Consider the following 20,225-nt stretch of genomic DNA (forward strand, 5'->3'; position numbering starts at 1 on the left):
CTTTTTCTTCTTGGGGATCAGGTTATATAAATTTAATATTACATGTATACGAGATTCATCAGAACTTTTATTGATGGTATTTATATATTTTTTTACTCATAAGAATGGAACTAGCGGGGGATTTTACTGGGGGGGATTAACAATGCATAGGGATGAAACATCATTACATCCTGATACAGGTGTTACATCTGTAATGTTTGTTGAGCGTTCATTAAATGAAATTCGTTTTTGGTCTAGAATCATGAAGGAGCATTCTTTTTTTCTTCGCTTAGGGTTTAGATGCGAGGATACTCAACTAATTGAAGAGGCTAATCAATTTTATCGATTGTTTGAACATATCGAACAAATAGCGCATTCCTATACAAATGAAACAGATCCTGAGCAAATAAAAAGATTTAATGCAGAAGTACAACAAGCCGCAACTAATATTTGGGGATTTAAAAGAAAAATTTTAGGATTAATTCTCACATGTAAATTGCCAGGACAAAATAACTTTCCACTGTTAGTTGACCATACAAGTAGGGAAGCTGACTATTTTAGAAAACGTTTAATACAATTAAATGAAGGGAAATTAGATGCCCTTCCTGATGCTATTATTAAAGAAAATGTTTTCTTTTTAAGGATTATGGCAGACCATGCTAAATTTATTGGCCATCTTCTTGATCCATCGGAAAGAAAGCTTGTAGATACAGCACGGAATTTTAGCAATGATTTTGATGAATTGATGTATCAAGCAATTGACTTAGAATCTATGAAACCACAATCCCAAACAGCCCCTCTTTTAGATCAATTTTTAGATCAAAATCGTGTGTCGGTTGCATCTCTTCGGGATTTTAAGAAAACAGCACGTGATTTAATTGAGCAATGTAAAATAAAGAGTATCATTCATCCATTATTAGCAGACCATGTTTTCCGTGAAGCTGATAGATTTCTTGAAATCATTGATATGTTTGATGTTCATCTTACAAATATTCAATCACAACCTAGATATTAGAAGATAAGGAAAGATACTATTTTGCTTTAAGCTGAGAAGTTAACAATTTATTGTTAGCTTCTTTTCTTTGTGATTAAAATTTCTTTTCGTTTAGTAAATTTCCCTGTGAAGACTACATAAATCCCTTTGACCAAATATGTAATTATCTGTAAAATAATATATATGGAAAGATTATGAATATACAGGAAATCTATGGATAGTAGATTCTAATAAATTATTCGGGGGATTTATTAGTTAAGTATATTAACTTGTTTGCACTGAATTTTACATATAAAGGGGTATTAGTAATCATGAAAGCAAAGAAATTAGTAAGTTTAGCGTTACCAGTTATGTTATTGAGTGGTTGTATTACAATTGAAACTGATGGTAAGAAAGCTGAACCAAAGAAAGAAGAAACGCAAAAGGTAGAGAAAGAGAATAAGACTTCTGAAAAAGAGAGTAAGTCAACTGATAGCAAGAAAGAGGATAGCTTATCAGTAGCGAAAGGTGAAGGTACAAATAGTAGCTCATCAAGTAGTCAACCAAGTTCTTCTTCAAATAATTCAACTTCTTCAACTGGTAAGGTAACGGGTTCAGATGTTGAAAGGTACAAGGCAGATATTATAAACAATGCTACTCAAATTGAAGATACAATGAAATTAATTGAAGGAATAGCAGATTCAGACGTAAAATCATACAAACAAAAGAAAAGTGAAGTGCAACTGAGTTTAGGTGGAGCAAAGGCAACTGCAACGAAACTGAAGAATCTACAAGCGCCTCCTGAGTTACAGGGAGAACAGGCGAAGATAAAGCAGTCGATGGAACTATATGCGGATTGTTTTCAACTTCTATTTGATGCATTGGACCAAGAAGACGAAAGTAAAATGCATCAATCATTAAGTAAAGCACAAGAAGGTTCGAAACTGTTTGAAGAGGCAGCGAAGAGTATCGGTAGTAAAACCAACTAAGAATAAATTATTTTAAGGGGTACTTGTGGGTGCAGTTGGTGCAAGTGAAGAGTTAGGAATTAGTTATGGAAACACATTACAAATTTATCAAATGGACGATAATGTTCGTATTCGATATGTAAAACAATAAATAATTGGTGAAAAACTCTGTAATAAATTTTACAGGGTTTTTTTGTTAGTTCTAGTTTATTTTTTTTGTCTTCCTAAGCGCTAAGCATACTAGTATAAGTTGAGAAATGAACAAGAAGATTTGATGGGGAATATTGAATTTCCGATAAAAAATAACAATAGTAGACGCGTTTTTTTCACGGTTTAAACCATAGTAACTGTAACCATCCAAAGCCCAATTCATACACTATGATGGAGGCTTTTTACTTACTAATTGGATGAAAAAGGAGTGTAATCATGAAGAAACGTACTGTTAATGAAGCGGGAGGGAATGTGCCACAACCAATCCGTAGCGACGGAGCAGGTGCGATTGATTCTGGACCTCGTAATGTTATGCGGGATATTCAAAATCCGAATATGCTCGTTCCGCCTATAACGGATGCAGGGTTAGTTCCTAACTTGAAGTTTTCATTCTCGGACACTTCTATGATTTTGAAACAAGGCGGGTGGTCTCGGGAGATTACTGCTCGGGAACTACCGGTTTCGACGTCGATTGCGGGAGTAAATATGAGTTTAACGGCCGGTGGAGTACGAGAACTACATTGGCATAAAGAAGCAGAATGGGCGTATATGCTTTTAGGACGGGCACGCATAACGGCTGTTGATCAAAATGGACGGAATTTTATTGCTGATGTTGGACCAGGTGATCTTTGGTATTTTCCTCCTGGTATTCCGCATTCCATTCAAGGATTGGAACATTGTGAATTCCTACTCGTTTTCGATGATGGACATTTTTCTGATTTATCTACTTTAGCTATTTCTGATTGGTTTGCGCATACGCCAAAAGAAGTGTTGTCGGCTAATTTTGGCGTACCTGAGAGTGCTTTTCATTCTATCCCTTCAGGTCAAGTTTATATTTATCAAGGAGAGGTGCCAGGTTCGCTTGAAAGTCAGGAAGTTCAATCACCGAAAGGAGAAGTTCCTTTAACATTTAAACATGAATTGTTAAAACAAAAGCCGATTAAGACGCCTGGTGGTAGCGTTCGAATTGTAGATTCTACAAATTTCCCTATTTCCAAAACAATCGCAGCAGCGCTCGTTGAGGTTGAGCCTGGTGGAATGAGAGAATTTCATTGGCACCCGAATAATGATGAATGGCAATATTATTTGACAGGGGAAGCGAGAATGACTGTGTTTCTTGGAAATGGTACCGCTCGTACATTTGATTATAGAGCTGGTGATGTCGGATATGTACCGTTTGCAACGGGGCATTATATTCAAAATACAGGTACCGAAACATTATGGTTTTTAGAGATGTTCAGAAGCAATCGTTTTGAAGATGTATCGTTAAATCAATGGATGGCACTGACTCCTAAAGAAATAGTGGAGAGTAATATACATGTTGGCCCGCAAGTAATGGATTCCCTGCGTAAGGAGAAGTGGCCTGTTGTGAAATATCCGGGGTTTTCATATAGTCCGAAAAATGATGAGTAAAAATGAAAATTTGCGTTATTCTTTCTGGAGACTGATAAGAAGGGGTGGCGTATTTTTTATGCCTAATCTAGTCTTTATCCCGCTATTTGCTGGGCAGTAAGACCCCACCTCAAAATTCAGCGGAAGCAAAGAAGTTAGGTGGGGGGCGGGCTGTCCGTAAAAGCACGATTGGTGAGGGCTGATTAAAGTTTCACTTTATTAGTATCCGCTCTTTGTATTATTGTTCGGGAAATTATTATCGGAGCATAGTATAGGGAAGATACATATAAAATAGCACTATTATAAGCTGTAACGCATAAGTTGCACAGGCGATGCAACGATAACTAGCTTTACTCTTCATCATTTATTTGAGCATAATGGGCATAGAGAGGTGATAAACACAGTATGATTTTTAGTGAGCGTTTAAAAGAAGAAAGGGAAAAAAGAAATTGGTCGCAAAATGATTTGGCTGAAAAAATTCATGTAAGTAGGCAATCTGTTTCGAAATGGGAGACGGGAAAGAACTATCCGAGCATTGAAATTATTATTCATTTAAGTGATTTGTTCGATATTACGATTGATGAACTGCTAAGGAGTGATGAGGAATTGACGCAGAAAGTAATTGAAGATAGTAAGCAATTGGCGTATCCAAAATGGAAGGTATTTTTTGATAGTCTATTTATGATAGGGGTATTTTTACTTATTGCAAAAATCGTTGTATGGATGCTAAATAAATTTGCTGGAGCAAGCATTGCAATTGTAGCAGATGCGCCATATGTAATGAATCTTTTACCCCTTGCATTCATGATTATAGGTGGTATAGGTTCCGATAAGTTGAAGAAAATATATAGATAGAGGAAATAATTTCTCTGCACTAGCTGTTCTTTCTACTCAAATTGTGTACTATAAAGGATAGATAGGAAGGGTAACTAACTGTTACGATTTATTTAACCATTTATAACCAAAGTTAATTAAATATATCAGTAAGCCCTGCTAGTCAAGTGATTGGCTAGTAGTGAGGGTTAACTGCGGGCAATCCCTAAAGCTGATTGAACTACAACGTGGCTAGAAATAGTGAGCGTGAATGTCGCGAAAGCAGAAAAAATCAATCAGATGGTGCAAGGTTAAATCCTAAACACTAGAACAATGGGTCTTCCGCCTCGAATCATCTAAGTCAAAAGTGATAAGATGAACGTTCAACGACTATCTCGTATAACTGACGAGAGTACATCACAAGCCTATGGTGGTGGAAAAATCCTCTATCTTTAATTAGATAAACATATAGTCTGCGCTCATGTGAAAACATGAGAAGTTCATAAGAGAACTGGCTAAGGAATTGCGCCCTTAGTTGAACGAGATACATTTAATTAAATCTATCAAACCTCATTGAATATATCGAACGTATGTGCTATGGCGGATTCAATGAGGTAAGAATAATAATGAAATTTTTACGAGTTAGTCAAGTATCAGAATTAACAGGTTTGCATCCGAGTAGTCTCAGGAGAATGCTGGTGGAACACGCTACGATTCAGAAGAACAAATCTTTCATTAAAGGAGTTACATTCTGATGATATTGGCGAAGAAAGTTAGACTGATTCCAACGCCTGAACAAGAACAAGTGCTAAAAAAACATGCCGGTGCTGCAAGATTCGCTTATAACTATTGTAAAAGAATGAGTGATAGATACTATAAGCTATTTGGAAAATCTGTTTCACAGTTAGCTTTACAGAAACGATTTACAAAGATCAAGAAGCGAAAGAGATATGAGTGGTTAAAAGACATTAATGCACAAGTTCCTAAACAGGCTTCAAAAGATTTTGATACGGCGAGAAAAAATTCGTTCAAAAAGTACAAAAATGGTTCTCACACTTCTTATAAATCCAAAAAAGATTTGATCCAAGGATTTTATGCCAATTATGAAAGACTGATTATAGGAAAAAAAGTCGTTCATATTCAGTCTATTGGAGAAGTGAAAACAAGCCAACAACTACCAAGAAATAAAAAACCATCCAATCCAAGAGTTACCTTTGATGGTCGTCACTGGTGGATTAGTGTGGGGTTCCAAGAAGACTTTGAATCACAAGAACTAACCAATGAGTCAATCGGTGTGGATGTTGGTTTAAAAGAGCTGTTTGTAGCTTCTAATGGTACGAAAGAACGAAATATAAACAAAGACGCCAAGGTTAAAAAACTTTTGAAAAAGAAAAAGTCAGCGCAAAGAGATATGTCTAGGAGATTTAAAAAAGGTGTGAAAATTCAATCTGCTGGATATGAAAAAGCGAAAGCTGAGCACCTGCGGTTATCTAGGAAAATTATGAATATCCGAAATAACCATATCCGTCAAGCAACAGCTAGATTGGTGAAAACCAAACCAATGAGGATTGTTGTGGAAGACTTATCTATCTCAAACCTGTTAAAAAACAAAAAACTATCGAAAGCATTTTCATTTCAAAAATTAAACTTCTTCTTTCAATGTTTGTCATACAAGTGCGAGAAGTACGGCATTCAGTATGTAAAAGCTGATAAATGGTTCGCTTCAAGCAAGATTTGCTCATGTTGCGGCGTTAAATACGACCATTCAGTTCAACCAGAAGGACAGTGGAGTTTAAAGATTCGTGAATGGCGTTGTGCTTCATGCAATAGCTATCACGATAGGGATGTAAATGCTGCGATAAATTTATCAAGATGGGTAAAATAAATGCTTGATAATAGGAGGTAACGATACTGCCTCGTGTAAATTTGATTGAATTGTATAGATTTAGTTAAGTTTATCGTATCGGGACATATAGAATGGAATTTCATGAACAGAAGATTTTGCCGGCAGTGAGGCAAATTAAAGATTTGGAAAAGCTATTACATAGTTCGTATGAATATATCGTTATTTTAGATATTCATGTCGGCCAATTGAAGAGTGTTATATCACTTGCGAAGCAATATTGTAAAAAGGTGTTTTTACATGTGGATTTAATTCATGGCTTGCAGAGTGATGGGCATGCGACGGAATATTTATGTCAGGAGTTTAGACCGTACGGGTTACTTTCGACAAAGGCGAGCGTTATTATGAAGGCGAAGCAAAAAGGTGTTGTGGCAATACAACGCATCTTTTTAATCGATTCGAGTGCGATGGAGAAGAGCTGCAATCTTTTAGATAAGACGAAACCGGATTATATTGAGGTGCTTCCAGGAGCAATGACGGATATTATCGCTGAAGTGAAAGAGCGTACTGGTGTACCGATTTTAGCAGGTGGTTTTATTCGTACTGTAGAAGATGTGGAAAGAGCTTTAAACGCTGGTGCGACAGCGATTACGACGTCAAAACGCGAACTATGGAAACATTACCAAAAAAAGTGACGAAAATGTGAAAAAATTCTGTTGACACCGCTTTCATAAGAGGTTAACATTATAGACAAGTTAATAAACGTGACGGAGAAAAGAAGAGATCCACATTTCATTGTTTCTATATAAATTTATATAGAAGCGTGCAAAGCTGTGGGTCTTTTTCTTTTGACAAAAACGAATGGCCATTCATTTTACCTCTATCACATTTGGAAGCGTTTAAATTGATTGTGGAGGGATACTATGTCAGCATTTTTAGGAGAGTTAATAGGGACTGCGTTGTTAATCGTACTTGGTGGCGGCGTTTGTGCTGGTGTAAGTTTAAAGAAATCGTTTGCGAAAGATTCAGGTTGGATTGTTATTACAATGGGCTGGGGCTTAGCAGTAGCGGTTGCAGCGTATGCGGTTGGATCAATTAGTGGGGCACATTTGAATCCAGCTTTAACGATAGGACTAGCATTTAAGGGAGCGTTCCCATGGAGTGACGTACCAGGTTATATCGTAGCACAAATGATTGGGGCAATTATCGGGGCAGTTATCGTATATTTACATTACTTACCACACTGGAAAGAAACAGAAGATCCAGGAACAAAGTTAGGTGTATTTGCAACAGGTCCAGCAATTCCGAACACATTTGCAAACCTTTTAAGTGAAATGATTGGAACATTCGTTTTAGTATTTGGTATATTAGCAATTGGTGCAAATAAATTTGCAGATGGATTAAATCCATTTATCGTAGGTTTCTTAATTGTAAGTATTGGTTTATCATTAGGTGGGACAACAGGATACGCAATTAACCCAGCACGTGATTTAGGTCCGCGTATCGCACACTTCTTCCTTCCGATTGCAGGAAAAGGCGGTTCAAACTGGAAGTATGCATGGATTCCAGTAGTAGGTCCAATTTTAGGTGGATCACTTGCAGGTTTATTCCATCAAGTTGTATTTGAAGGAAAGCAAAATTCAGCACTTATTTATGTGATTATCGCAACTGTGATTGTACTAGCAATCTCTTATATGACAAGTAAAAAAAGCGGAAGCAATACAAATAGTAGAAAAGTAGCATAAGGGGGAAACCGATATGAAAAAATATATTCTTTCATTAGACCAAGGAACAACAAGCTCACGCGCAATTCTTTTCAATAAAAAAGGTGAAATTGTTCATTCAGCTCAAAAAGAGTTTACACAACATTTTCCAAAGCCGGGCTGGGTAGAGCATAATGCACAAGAAATTTGGGGATCTATTTTAGCAGTTATCGCAACTTGCTTAAGCGAAGCAGATGTAAAACCAGAACAAATCGCAGGTATCGGTATTACGAACCAACGTGAAACAACGGTTGTCTGGGATAAAACAACTAGTAAACCAATTTACAACGCAATTGTATGGCAATCTCGCCAAACAGCTGAAATTTGTGATGAGTTAAAAGAAAAAGGTTATAGCGAAATGGTTCGCGAAAAAACAGGTCTTTTAATTGATGCATACTTCTCTGGTACGAAAGTAAAATGGATTTTAGATAACGTTGAAGGTGCAAGAGAGAAAGCAGAAAACGGTGATCTATTATTCGGAACAATTGATTCGTGGCTTGTATGGAAACTATCTGGTGGTAAAGCACACGTAACAGATTATTCAAACGCATCACGTACGTTAATGTTTAATATTCACGACTTACAGTGGGATGATGAGCTTCTAGAAATGTTAACAGTACCAAAGAGCATGCTTCCAGAAGTACGTCCATCATCTGAAATTTACGGAGAAACAATTGATTACCACTTCTTTGGCCAAAATGTACCGATTGCAGGTGTAGCTGGTGACCAACAAGCAGCATTATTTGGACAAGCTTGTTTCGGTGAAGGTATGGCGAAAAATACTTACGGAACTGGTTGCTTCATGTTAATGAACACAGGTGAAAAAGCAGTAGCTTCTGAGCACGGTCTATTAACAACAATTGCATGGGGAATAGATGGTAAAGTAAACTACGCATTAGAAGGAAGTATTTTCGTAGCAGGTTCTGCAATTCAGTGGTTACGTGACGGAATGCGCATGTTTAAAGATGCAAGTGAGAGTGAAGTGTATGCGAGTCGCGTTGAATCAACTGATGGTGTATACGTTGTACCAGCATTCGTTGGACTAGGAACACCTTATTGGGATAGTGAAGTACGCGGCGCTATGTTTGGTGTAACACGCGGTACGACGAAAGAGCACTTCATTCGTGCAACGCTAGAATCTTTAGCTTACCAAACGAAAGATGTATTATGCGCAATGGAAGCAGATTCAGGTATTGAACTGAAAACATTACGCGTTGATGGCGGAGCAGTTAAAAATAACTTCTTAATGAAGTTCCAAAGTGATATTTTAGATGTTCCTGTAGAGCGTCCAGTGATTAACGAAACAACGGCTCTAGGTGCAGCATACTTAGCTGGCCTTGCGGTTGGATATTGGAAAAACCAAGATGAAATTAAATCACAGTGGCATATGGACAAACGCTTTGAACCAACGATGGAAGCGAAAACAAGCGAAGAGCTATATGCTGGATGGAAAAAAGCAATTGAAGCAACAAAAGCTTTCAAATAATCATAAACAGTGTTATAATGGTGACAAGTTAATAATTCGGTAGGAGATTTGGAGAGACCACAACGCGCTATAGAGGCGAAATCTATAGCGGAGTTTGTGGTCTCTTTTTTCGTTATCAAAGGGAGGAATTACCATGAAATTTTCAAGTAAACAACGTAAAGACGTATTAAACGGAGTAAATAAACAAGAGTTAGATGTGATCGTAATTGGTGGAGGTATTACTGGTTCTGGTATTGCATTAGATGGAGCAACACGCGGGTTATCAACAATTGTGTTTGAAATGCAGGACTTTGCAGCAGGTACATCAAGTCGTTCAACGAAGCTTGTACACGGTGGTCTACGTTATTTAAAACAACTTGAAGTGAAAATGGTAGCAGAGGTGGGTAAAGAGCGTGCGATCGTATATGAGAACGGTCCCCATGTAACAACACCAGAGTGGATGTTACTTCCGTTCCATACAGGCGGTACGTTCGGATCATTTAGTACATCAATTGGTCTTCGTGTATACGACTTCTTAGCAGGTGTAAAACGAAGCGAGCGCAGAAAGATGTTTAACCGTGAAGAAACATTAAATAAAGAGCCTCTTGTGAAAAAAGAAGGATTAAAAGGCGGCGGTTACTACGTAGAATATCGTACAGATGATGCGCGTCTTACAATTGAAGTAATGAAAGAAGCGATTGAGCATGGTGCGAAAGCTGTTAACTACGCAAAAGTAGACAGTTTCTTATATAAAGATGGAAAAGTATGCGGTGTACGTGTAATCGATTTACTAGACGGTGAAGTATATGAAGTTTACGGTAAGAAAATTGTAAACGCAGCTGGTCCTTGGGTAGATACACTTCGTGAAAAAGATAACTCGAAAAAAGGAAAAGTACTTCAGTTATCAAAAGGTGTTCACTTAGTAATTGATCAAAAACGTTTCCCACTAGGGCAAGCGATTTACTTCGATACACCAGATAAACGTATGGTGTTCGCGATTCCTCGCGGCGGAAAAACATACGTAGGTACAACGGATACGTTCTATGATAAAGATGCAGCTGTACCACAAATGACAACAGAAGATCGCACATATATCATTAATGCGATTAACTACATGTTCCCAAGTGTGAAAATTACAGAGAAAGACATTGAATCAAGCTGGGCTGGTGTACGTCCGTTAATTTATGAAGAAGGTAAGAATGCATCTGAAATTTCTCGTAAAGATGAAATTTGGACTTCTGAATCTGGTTTAATTACAATCGCAGGTGGTAAATTAACAGGATACCGCAAAATGGCTGAAATGGTAGTAGATTACGTAACGAACTTACTACAAAAAGAAGGTCATAGTGCATATCCGAAGAGTGATACGAAACATATGCCGATCTCTGGTGGACATGTAGATGGTTCACACGGATTCCCGGCATTCGTTGCGAAAAAAGCAGACGAAGGTACGAAATCTGGTTTAACGAAAGCACAAGCAGAAGAATTCGCAAAATTCTATGGTTCTAACGTTGATGTACTATTTGGCTTAGCGAAAAAACATAAAGACGAAGCGAAAGAATACAACATGCCGCTTGACGTTCTAATCCCACTTGTATACGCAATGGATTACGAAATGACAGCAAAACCAGTTGACTTCTTCGTACGCCGCAGAGGCGCTGTATTCTTCAACATCCACTGGGTATATGAGTGGAAAGAAGCAGTAATCAACTACATGGCTGCGAAACTAGGCTGGAGCAAAGAAGAACAAATGAAATATACAGCTGAACTAGAAAAAGCATTAACAGACGCTGTAATTCCTGTAGATCAACAAGAACAGGCAGCTGCGTTAGCATAAAATAGAGAACCACCTGAAGGGAAGCTTTTAGGTGGTTTTTTCTTTTTTTTATGGAATATTCTTCTAACTATATTGCGTAACGACATATGTTGTTATACGATGTATATAAGGTGGTGGTATTGTTGGATAAAGAAATCTTGAAGGGAAGTATAGATATTTTATTGCTTTCTATCATTGCAAAACGTGATACATATGGATACGAAATAGCTCAAAGTTTAAAGGATGCAAGTGAAGATTTGTATAGTATGGGACAGGGAACTTTGTATCCTGCTTTAAAGAGATTAGAGAAAAAGGAGTTTCTTGAATCTTATTGGAATGAATCTGAGAATGGGATGAAAAGGAAATTCTATACTATTACAGATAAAGGGAAAAAAGAATTGCAGAAGAAAGTGAACTCTTGGGAAAGTGTAACAGCATTAATTCAAGCTTGTCAGAAAGGAGTTATTTATGAGTGAATTTGATGAGTATATTAAGTCTATTTTAGCCTATTCAGAACTTAGTGATATTGAACAGGATGAGTTATTTCTAGAAATGTATGATCACTTGAACAGCTTGAAAGAAGAATATATGGAACAAGGTATGAATGAAAAAGAAGCGATTTATAAAGCGATTCAAAGTTTTGGAGAATCAAAAGTTATTGGCGTAGAGATTAATAAATCGGTATACGAAGTTCCTAGGCCATTAAAGGTGTTATCAAAAGTTTTATGTATTCCTTATATAATCATTTGTTTTATTGTCTTTTTAGGAACGTTTATTTCAACTTCTACATTTGACTCTGTTCGCAGTTTGACAGGTGGTGGGACTGTCTATCATCCCATTGAATTTTGGCAGCAATTTTTACATATATCTGATTTAGAAACGTTATTACAACTTTTTGGAATAACACTTTGGCAAGTTAAAGGTTTTATTGCACATCCAGGTCCTTGGGGAAACTCAACTTATTGGTTAAGCGTTTTACAACATATAATATTAGTAGTTCCATTCGGATTTTTCGTTCCAGTGTTGATTAATAAAGTGACTAACTATAAGAAAGCTCGTAAGTGGTATGTTATGACCTTTCTTGTTTGGGAGATATTACATTTACTAACTTTGTCTGATGTTTTTGATGTGTGGCGGATTGCTATAAATATGCTCGGTGCGTCGGTAGGATATCTTTTATTTATAATCATAATGCAAATGGATAATAAATTTAGGGTTATGCGAAAGAAGATATTTGAAAATTAGCTCGCTATTCTGTAGTTTAAATTATACAAACTTAATTTGATGGTAATAGAGTATCGCTGAAAACATAGGTACTATATAGTGAGAGGATTTTTTATATTCGTAATAGGTGTTGTTCCTTGTTTAATCCTACTGTTATGAAGCGGGTACATAATCGGTCTTTATTGGTGCTATAAATGATGAGAGCGGCACAGCTGAACTAGAAAAAGTCTAGATCAACAAGAGCAAGCAGCTGCGTTAGCATAAAATAGAGAACCACCTGAAGGAGAGCCTTTAGGTGGTTTTTCTCTTGACTAAAAATAAATAAAATGTGTTACAATGATGATAGAGTATTTAGTGTGAATTTTGCATAAAATAAAAAAGACAGAAGCCTGAGAAACTTCTGCCTTGTGTAACCTAACTTGCTATTGTGGTGGTAGTAGGTGCGGTTATAAGACAATTACATTAACGTTTTAGCCGAGAACCGCCCTTACCTTTTCCACGAAGCAGGGTGGTTCTCGCTTTTTTGTATACAGAAATTAGCCACGGACCGACGTATCTTCTACCGATGACAACGCCAGCTCCGGTTAGGATACCATACACTAATTTAATTACAAACATCGCGATCATATTATCACCTCCCCCTTTTTTCAAAATGGAAGAGATGATTGCCACACCTACTAGTTATAGCTTATTAAGTTACATTTTAATTGTATTATGTTTTAAAATAGGGAACAAGACATATGGATGAAAATTCCTGTTTTTAAGCAGAGCATTAGTGTCAGGGGACAAGAAGTAAATAAATATTCATAAAAAAACGGTATGGACATTACCATCCGTATTTTTTTATGTATTTATAAAACTTTTCCATACAGTGCGTCGTCTAATATATGGGAAGGAGGAAATGATGTGGATGAATTAACGATAGAAGCGTTTGAAATAGAAGATAAGGAGGAACTTATCGATGAAATAATGAACAAGTATGGACAAGAAGTCCTGCAGCTTGTGTATTCATATGTGAATAATAAAGAGGTTGCGGAGGATGTAACGCAAGATATATTTGTGAAATGTTATAAATCTCTTCATACATATAAAGGGAAATCGAATGTGAAAACGTGGTTATGGAGAATTGCGATCAATCAATGTAAGGACTATATAAAAAGTTGGTATAACAAAAAAGTTATCGTTACAGAGGATGACTTTACGTATATGGAGAGTCAAAAAGAAAGTGTCGAACAAACAGTTATTCAAAATGTTGAGGATAGTAGGTTGGCTTCTGCAGTAATGAATTTACCGATAAAATATCGAGAAGTCATTTATCTATTTTATTATGAAGAATTATCAATTAAAGAGATTGCTATGGTAATAGACGTAAAGGAAAATACGATAAAAACGAGACTGAAAAAAGCGAAGGAACTTTTGAAGAAAGGATTGGAGGGATAATCAAATGGAAGATCGATTAAAAGGCTTGCGAAAATCAATGGAGAACACAACGTTTAAACATTTGAGTTTTTCTGATCAGCACCAGAAGCAGGTGCGCGAAAAAATCAAGCAATCGTCCGAAAAGGAAGAAGATATCCTTTTAGCGGTGTTACAACTTCTTATGAATGAAAAAACGGGTTATGAATTGATGCAGTTGCTAAGAGGGAGAGGGATTCAAAAATTCGAAGGTGGTGAAGGGTCTCTATACACTTTATTACATCGTCTAGAACAAAATCGCTTTATCCAATCTAGCTGGGATCACGCGGGAGCTAAATATTATCAATTAAATGATAAAGGAAATAAAATGCTGCGAAAGGCAGAGAAGAATGCTACGAAGGCACGATTTATATTAAAAGGATTAGTACAGGAGTGAGAAAAAATTGAGCAAAAAAGGGGAGCGTTTTTTAAAAGAAGTTACGAACCATATTAAATCAAAAGAAGCAAAGGACTTGGTGGCAACAGAACTAGACTTTCACTTGAAACAGACGAAGAATATGTGGATAGAGAAAGGCTTAAGTGAGGAAGTTGCTGAAGATAAGGCCGTTGAACAAATGGGAAGTCCAATCAAGCTTGGCCAGGAACTTAATAAACTACATAAGCCAAAGGTTGATTGGTTCTTAATTGGTTTATTAGTGGCTGTGATGGGGCTAGGGTTTTTGCCAGTTATAGCGCTTGGACATGCTGACTTATTAATGAATAAGGTGATATTTGTAATTCTCGGTGTTACAACAGCGATTGGGATGATGCTATTTGATTATCGGAAGTTAGAGAGACTCGGGTGGCTGTTTTATACAATTGGTGTACTTATCTTGTTAATGATAAAGTGTTTTCCTACTGCTTTTTTGAATGGTGAGCCATTAATGAAAGTTGGTTCCATCATAATTGACTGTCTAATGACAATACCATTCTTCCTTCTAGCCTGGGCTTCTTTTTTCAATAACAGTAGATTAAAGTTTATACATCTTCTCATGTTGTATTTATTTTCTTTATATTTATTTCTAACTACATCAATTCTTTTACCACTGTTCATCTATATCACGATGGTATTTGTTATGCTTTGGTGGAGTAGGCTAGGAAAGAAAACGGCATGGCTCATTACAATGTTACCGATTTGTTTCTTTATTATTAGGGATTTATTTTCCTGGTCTGCCGTAAAAGAATACCGGATAGCTAGAATTTTAGGGTTTTTAAACCCAGAGCATGATCAATGGTATTTACGTTTAAAAGAGGCAATGGCATCGGCAGGTTGGTTTGGTACATATGGAAATATAAAGTCTATCCCTGCTACTCATACTGATTTTGTATTTGCAAGTTTGACTTACTATTATGGATATGTGCTTGCGCTAGTTCTTGTCTTGATTCTTTCTCTTTTTGCAGTAAGAATAATGACCATATCTTATAAAATAAACGATCGATATGGTAAATTGCTACTCGTTGGTGGAGTAACTCTTTTTGTATTCCATTTCATTTATAACGTGGGCATGATTTTAGGATTATTACCACGCGTTTCTATATCATTACCTTTTATTAGTTATGGATTAGTACCAACTCTATTTCACGCATTTATAATGGGAATCGTGCTAAGTGTATATCGTCGTAAAGATATGTCGTTTAGAATGAGAAAAACACCTTGAATCATCAAGGTGTTTTCGTTATAAGCTCAAAACTATCCGAATCAGCCCCAAGTATAAAAGGGCTAACCTCGCCAACGCTATAAAGTTGCAACTCATGCATCGCCCGCGTACAAGCAGTGTAGAACAATCTACGTACGCTTTCATCACTGTACACAGCTTCAGAAGCATCGTAAATAATAACAGCATCAAATTCGATACCTTTCGCTAAATAAGCAGGAATCACGACGATGCCTTGCTCATACTCGGCTGAGTTACTCTTCACGAGTTTAATATTCTCGATATGATTAAGTCCTTCGTAAGCAGCGGCGCTTTCAGCTGCAGATTTACATATAATTGCAATCGTATTGTGATTTTGTTTTTGTAGTTCGGTAACTTTGGCAGTAATATGCTCGTGCAGTTCGCTGTAATCAGCTACTTTCGTCACTGTAGGTTTCTCGCCGTCGCGTTCAAAGGCGAGAATTTTGTTGCCTTCCGGTACGAGAGCACGTGTAAATTCAATAATCGGTTTTGTTGAACGATAGCTACGAGTTAAGTTGATACCGTTCGTTTCATCTGGACCGTATAAGCTAGTAAGTGTATTGAAATTCACTGCTTCACTCGCATGGGCAAATATCGCTTGGTTAAAGTCTCCGAGTACAGTCATTCTTGCAGCAGGGAAGAGACGTTTTAAAAACTCAAATTGAAACGGCGAGTAATCTTGTGCTTCGTCTACGAGTACGTGTTTAATCGATCTATTCGTTTGGAAGCCTTCAATTAATTCTTTTAAAAGTAAAAATGGAGTCGCATCCTCGTAATATAACTTTCCTTCATCAAGCATGTTTACTGTTAATGAACAAATGTCATCCCATTCTTTCGGTTTTTCTCCAGTAACCCATGATGCATCTATGAAAAGTTGTTTATATATGCCTGTAAAATTGATAAAGCGCAATGTTTGAACGCCTTTACGAAGAGGCTTCAATTTTTTACGGACAATCATACGTCCGAGTACTTTCGTTTCTTTCTCATAATCATTAAAGGAGTTGTCGTCAAACTCGCCTTTTTTCTGCAAGTATTTATAAGCCTTTTGATATTCATCTTTACTAAGTAATTCAATTTCTTCTTCTACCCAAGGCTTTTTCAGTTCTGCTTTTTCAAGTGCATCTATTTGCTTATTTAGCCAATCCGTTAACTTCTCAATTCGACTATGGAAGCGGAGGGAGGAGTCGGTATTGTAAAATTGCTCTGTAATTTCTTTAGCAGAGGCAATCAGTTTTCCTCTAAATTTCATTCCTCTAAATAGCATGCCTGAAGTTTCAAGAGATTGTCTGTACGTTCTAATCATTTCGAAAAATTGAGTGGATGCTTTAAATCGGATGCTCGTATTTCTAATTTTGTAATTTGCGCTATTTGTTTCAGTTAGCATATATTCTAATTGTTCGTAAGGATCTTCCACATCAAATGACTTACTTAGTCTATGGTTTAAATATTCTTGGAATGTTACTTGCTGCATATTTTCTTCACCGAGTTCAGGTAGTACGTTAGATACGTAGCTATTGAACATAGAGTTAGGGGAGAAGAGAATAATTTGATCCGCTTTTAGCCATTCGCGATATTTATATAGTAAGTAGGCGATTCGCTGAAGGGCAGCAGATGTTTTACCACTACCAGCAGCTCCTTGAACGATAAGGAGGCGGCCTTCATCGTGACGGATAATTTCATTTTGCTCACGCTGAATCGTAGCGACGATGCTCTGCATATGTTTGTTCGTACCTTTTCCGAGTGCTTGTTGCAAGATTTCATCGCCAATTGTAAGGCTCGTATCGAACATAGAATCAATCTCGCCATTTTGAATAATGTATTGTAATTTTTTCTCCACATTACCGTGGATTACGCCTCCTGGTGTACTGTATTCAGCTGGCCCTGGTGGATAATCGTAGTATACACTCGAAATAGGTGCGCGCCAGTCATATATAAGAAAGTTTTCTCCGCTAGCATCCGTAAGTGTAGCAACACCGATATAAATTTGATCCGCAGCAGATTCTCCTTCTTCTTTGAAATCAATTCGTCCAAAATAAGGTGCTTTATGCATGCGTCTTAATGCGGCAAGTCGATTAAAGGTGTGTTTATGGGTAATTTGTGTGACAGCTAGTGACTGAGCTTGTTGTCTTAAGTTGATAACTGTTTCAAGGTAATCGTCAAAAGTATCTGTATTCACTTTAACGTCATCCCAGAAGTGTTTACGGATGTTGATTACTTCTGCCCGGCGTCTGCCAGTTTCGTTTTCTAGCTTATCAATTTGCTGCGTAATCGTTTCGATTACGGTATCCAATCGTTTTTGCTCTAAATCAAGTTTTTTATTCATACGTAAGCACTCCTTTAAAAGTGAAAAATAGAGGTTGACTGAAGAAAGATTTTGTTGTACAATTAAGATACGGATAAATACGTTGTTATCATTTATGAAAACGTGTTTCTGTACTAATTTAACATAGTTTTTTAATTTAATCAATAATGATGAGATAAACCCTCGGTTCCACGCTTCGTGAATCGAGGGTTTTTTGTTTTTCTTTAAGAAACAATTGCAATTTTGCCAGGGGGGGATCTAGGTAGAGCATAGAAGAAAATTAGGAATAGGGGGATACTGATGGAAAAATATTTTGAGGAAGCACATCGTTTTTCTTCTCGTAATAGAAAGCGCTTAGAAAAGGATGTTATATGTGGTTGTTTTTATTGTTTGGAAATTTTTAATCCAGAAAAAATTACAGAGTGGTGGGATGATGATAACACAGCAGTTTGTCCGCATTGTGGGATTGACTCTATTATAGGGGGAAGTTCAGGAGTTAGAATCACAGAAATGTTTTTAAGTGAAATGCATAAAAGATGGTTTTAGTTAAATGAATGACAAAATAAACTTTCGGTAACGAAGATAGTGTAAAACTAACTAAGATTTTACACTATCCATAAAATAAAAAAACGTTATCCTTTCTATAGCATCGAAGAGCCAATCATGTAATTTCGTTTACCCAATCTGTACACAATTTACCCTGAGAAGAGGGGACATAAAAAAAGCTCGGGCTAAGCCCGAGCTTTTCATTATTTCTTTTCTTCTTTTTTATCGTCAGCTTTTTGCTCTTTGAAAAGATCTTTTAAATCTTTATCGTCAACTTTTACGTCAGCTTTTTTGATTTCTTTCATCATTAAGTCATTCATAAATTGAGCATCTTGCGTTTTTTCTTGAGCTAGTGATTTTTTAATATCAGCTTTTGATTTATCGAAAGTTGCATCTGCGTGATTATCAGTTACTTTGATAATATGGTAACCGAATTGTGTTTTTACAGGTTCGCTTACTTCATCTTTTTTCAACTTTTGAGCTGCTTCTTCAAATTCTTTTACCATTTTCCCTGGTCCGAAGAATCCTAAGTCGCCACCTTTTTCTTTTGAACCTGTATCTTCAGAGTATTGTTTTGCTAATTCTTCGAAAGATTTACCTTGAGCAAGTTCATCTTTCACTTTTTTAGCAGTTTCTTCATCTTTTACAAGGATATGACTTGCTTTAATTTCTTTTTTATAATCCTCGAATTTTGCTTTTACATCTTTATCAGTAATCGATTGTTCAACCGCTTTTTCTTGAGCTAATTGAGCACGCACACTATTTTTGATAGTTTCTTCTTTAATACCTTGTTGTTTCATTAGTGTATCGAATTGATCACCGTATTGTTTTTTCATTTCATCGAACTTTTTGTCTACATCTTTGTCTTCAACTTTGTAGTTTTTAATAAGTACTTTTTCCATAACCATGTTGTTTAGTACTTGTTTACCAGCTTGTGTCTTCATTTGATCGTAGAATTCTTCTTTTGTAATGTCACCAGCTTTAGATGTAACGATTTTGTCTGATGATGTTCCACATGCTGATAATGCGATTACACTTGTTGCGGCTAAGGCAAGCATAGCTTTCTTCATTCGATAAACACTCCTACTATTATGTATTTTTAATTTATCCTACACCGATGAATTTTAAATTCATAAGAGCCCGATTAAGTCTCACTGATACTTTTGCTTTTTTGTATTGGTAAAGCGCGCTTAACAGGGCTTACCGTGGCTGAGGATAAAGTTTTGATGAATGTTTTGTTCTATAGTATAAGCAATATGTACAAAATTTAATATATCATATTTCGACGCGTTTTCATATTGATAAAGAAAAATTAACCAGTACGTGTCAGATTTTGAAAGTGTGCCATATTGGGCGTATGCCGCATATACAGAATAGAGGAGGGGATGGGGATGAATTCTCAACTTATTTTATTACTTGTACTGTTTATTTTATTGGTTATAGTAGGTATAATTTGCTTATAGAGGAAAAAAATGAGGAAGGGGCTTTCCTTCCTCACTTTCCATGAAATATAATTTCTATATAACTAGAAATTAATAAAATTGTTATACATACATTAATAACCCGAAAGACACTGGGCTGGCGGCTCGCAGCTATTTGTTTTCGTTCACACAGTGTATGTGTCATGAAATTCGTGTAAAATATAACAAGAAGTGCGAATGCGACAAAAACAACTGTTATAAGTGTCATGAGGCGAGACCTCCTTTTGGCTAAAATACATATACATATATTGTATCACACGATATTTTGTTCGTGTTACAAAATTCAGAAATAGAAGACTTTGTGTTAGAAAGTGAGGGA

Annotated in this window: 19 protein-coding genes; 15 read left to right on the forward strand and 4 right to left on the reverse strand. The window is 36.5% G+C overall.

The features are described 5' to 3' along the window. The first annotated feature begins 142 nt into the window (after positions 1 to 142). The 11 genes from MHI26_RS05515 (at position 143) to MHI26_RS05565 (ending at position 12,467) form a co-directional block, all read left to right on the forward strand. Positions 143 to 994 (forward strand): DUF2935 domain-containing protein, encoded by an 852-nt coding sequence (locus tag MHI26_RS05515; protein WP_000554478.1) that lies wholly within the window; start codon positions 143 to 145, stop codon positions 992 to 994. Positions 995 to 1,284: 290 nt separating this feature from the next. Then, complete coding sequence (locus MHI26_RS05520) at positions 1,285 to 1,941, forward strand: DUF7018 domain-containing (lipo)protein (RefSeq protein ID WP_061667686.1); 657 nt, start codon at positions 1,285 to 1,287, stop codon at positions 1,939 to 1,941. Between the two features lie 405 nt (positions 1,942 to 2,346). After that, positions 2,347 to 3,543, forward strand: coding sequence for an oxalate decarboxylase family bicupin (locus tag MHI26_RS05525; RefSeq protein ID WP_061667685.1), 1,197 nt, complete (start codon positions 2,347 to 2,349; stop codon positions 3,541 to 3,543). Positions 3,544 to 3,927: 384 nt separating this feature from the next. After that, on the forward strand, positions 3,928 to 4,377 hold the full coding sequence (locus tag MHI26_RS05530) for a helix-turn-helix domain-containing protein (protein ID WP_061667684.1): 450 nt from the start codon (positions 3,928 to 3,930) through the stop codon (positions 4,375 to 4,377). A gap of 712 nt (positions 4,378 to 5,089) precedes the next feature. Continuing rightward, complete coding sequence (locus MHI26_RS05535) at positions 5,090 to 6,220, forward strand: RNA-guided endonuclease InsQ/TnpB family protein (RefSeq protein ID WP_340993822.1); 1,131 nt, start codon at positions 5,090 to 5,092, stop codon at positions 6,218 to 6,220. A gap of 92 nt (positions 6,221 to 6,312) precedes the next feature. After that, a complete protein-coding gene (glpP, locus tag MHI26_RS05540; RefSeq protein WP_000394286.1) occupies positions 6,313 to 6,873 on the forward strand; it encodes a glycerol uptake operon antiterminator GlpP in 561 nt (186 codons plus the stop codon). 228 nt (positions 6,874 to 7,101) lie between these two features. After that, the gene (gene glpF, locus MHI26_RS05545) at positions 7,102 to 7,923 is read left to right on the forward strand and encodes a glycerol uptake facilitator protein GlpF (RefSeq protein WP_001272200.1); all 822 of its coding nucleotides are present in this window, start codon (positions 7,102 to 7,104) and stop codon (positions 7,921 to 7,923) included. A gap of 13 nt (positions 7,924 to 7,936) precedes the next feature. Beyond that, positions 7,937 to 9,427, forward strand: coding sequence for a glycerol kinase GlpK (gene glpK, locus MHI26_RS05550; RefSeq protein ID WP_000760014.1), 1,491 nt, complete (start codon positions 7,937 to 7,939; stop codon positions 9,425 to 9,427). A gap of 133 nt (positions 9,428 to 9,560) precedes the next feature. Beyond that, entirely contained in the window at positions 9,561 to 11,243 is a 1,683-nt protein-coding gene (gene glpD / locus MHI26_RS05555) for an aerobic glycerol-3-phosphate dehydrogenase (RefSeq protein ID WP_000672828.1), read from the forward strand. 122 nt (positions 11,244 to 11,365) lie between these two features. Beyond that, positions 11,366 to 11,698 (forward strand): PadR family transcriptional regulator, encoded by a 333-nt coding sequence (locus MHI26_RS05560; RefSeq protein WP_000356630.1) that lies wholly within the window; start codon positions 11,366 to 11,368, stop codon positions 11,696 to 11,698. Further along, the gene (locus MHI26_RS05565) at positions 11,691 to 12,467 is read left to right on the forward strand and encodes a VanZ family protein (RefSeq protein ID WP_061666640.1); all 777 of its coding nucleotides are present in this window, start codon (positions 11,691 to 11,693) and stop codon (positions 12,465 to 12,467) included. The genes MHI26_RS05560 and MHI26_RS05565 overlap by 8 nt, the downstream gene beginning before the upstream one ends. A 441-nt stretch (positions 12,468 to 12,908) precedes the next feature. Here the strand turns inward: MHI26_RS05565 and MHI26_RS05570 are convergent, their stop codons facing one another. Further along, entirely contained in the window at positions 12,909 to 13,073 is a 165-nt protein-coding gene (locus MHI26_RS05570) for a hypothetical protein (protein ID WP_000561154.1), read from the reverse strand. A gap of 279 nt (positions 13,074 to 13,352) precedes the next feature. Here MHI26_RS05570 and MHI26_RS05575 point away from each other — a divergent pair, with 279 nt between their 5' ends. From MHI26_RS05575 to MHI26_RS05585, 3 genes are read left to right on the forward strand one after another with little or no spacing between them, the layout of a single operon-like run. After that, positions 13,353 to 13,886, forward strand: a complete 534-nt coding sequence (locus tag MHI26_RS05575) for a sigma-70 family RNA polymerase sigma factor (protein ID WP_000344009.1) — start codon at positions 13,353 to 13,355, stop codon at positions 13,884 to 13,886. A 4-nt stretch (positions 13,887 to 13,890) separates the two neighbouring features. Continuing rightward, positions 13,891 to 14,298, forward strand: coding sequence for a PadR family transcriptional regulator (locus tag MHI26_RS05580; RefSeq protein ID WP_000390151.1), 408 nt, complete (start codon positions 13,891 to 13,893; stop codon positions 14,296 to 14,298). A gap of 7 nt (positions 14,299 to 14,305) precedes the next feature. Beyond that, positions 14,306 to 15,559, forward strand: a complete 1,254-nt coding sequence (locus MHI26_RS05585) for an FtsW/RodA/SpoVE family cell cycle protein (protein ID WP_061666641.1) — start codon at positions 14,306 to 14,308, stop codon at positions 15,557 to 15,559. A 4-nt stretch (positions 15,560 to 15,563) separates the two neighbouring features. On the opposite strand, the gene helD is transcribed toward MHI26_RS05585, so the two are convergent. Continuing rightward, on the reverse strand, positions 15,564 to 17,900 hold the full coding sequence (gene helD, locus MHI26_RS05590; protein ID WP_061666642.1) for an RNA polymerase recycling motor HelD: 2,337 nt from the start codon (positions 17,898 to 17,900) through the stop codon (positions 15,564 to 15,566). A 279-nt stretch (positions 17,901 to 18,179) separates the two neighbouring features. Here helD and MHI26_RS05595 point away from each other — a divergent pair, with 279 nt between their 5' ends. Continuing rightward, positions 18,180 to 18,425 (forward strand): hypothetical protein, encoded by a 246-nt coding sequence (locus MHI26_RS05595; protein WP_000417116.1) that lies wholly within the window; start codon positions 18,180 to 18,182, stop codon positions 18,423 to 18,425. Between the two features lie 203 nt (positions 18,426 to 18,628). On the opposite strand, the gene prsA is transcribed toward MHI26_RS05595, so the two are convergent. Both prsA and MHI26_RS05610 read right to left on the reverse strand, forming a co-directional pair. Then, the gene (gene prsA, locus MHI26_RS05600; protein WP_061666643.1) at positions 18,629 to 19,495 is read right to left on the reverse strand and encodes a peptidylprolyl isomerase PrsA; all 867 of its coding nucleotides are present in this window, start codon (positions 19,493 to 19,495) and stop codon (positions 18,629 to 18,631) included. Between the two features lie 424 nt (positions 19,496 to 19,919). After that, positions 19,920 to 20,114 (reverse strand): hypothetical protein, encoded by a 195-nt coding sequence (locus MHI26_RS05610; RefSeq protein ID WP_000172691.1) that lies wholly within the window; start codon positions 20,112 to 20,114, stop codon positions 19,920 to 19,922. Positions 20,115 to 20,225 lie beyond the last annotated feature (111 nt).

The sequence above is a fragment of the Bacillus sp. FSL K6-1218 genome (genome assembly GCF_038006445.1).
Classification (GTDB): Bacteria; Bacillota; Bacilli; order Bacillales; family Bacillaceae_G; genus Bacillus_A; species Bacillus_A thuringiensis_S.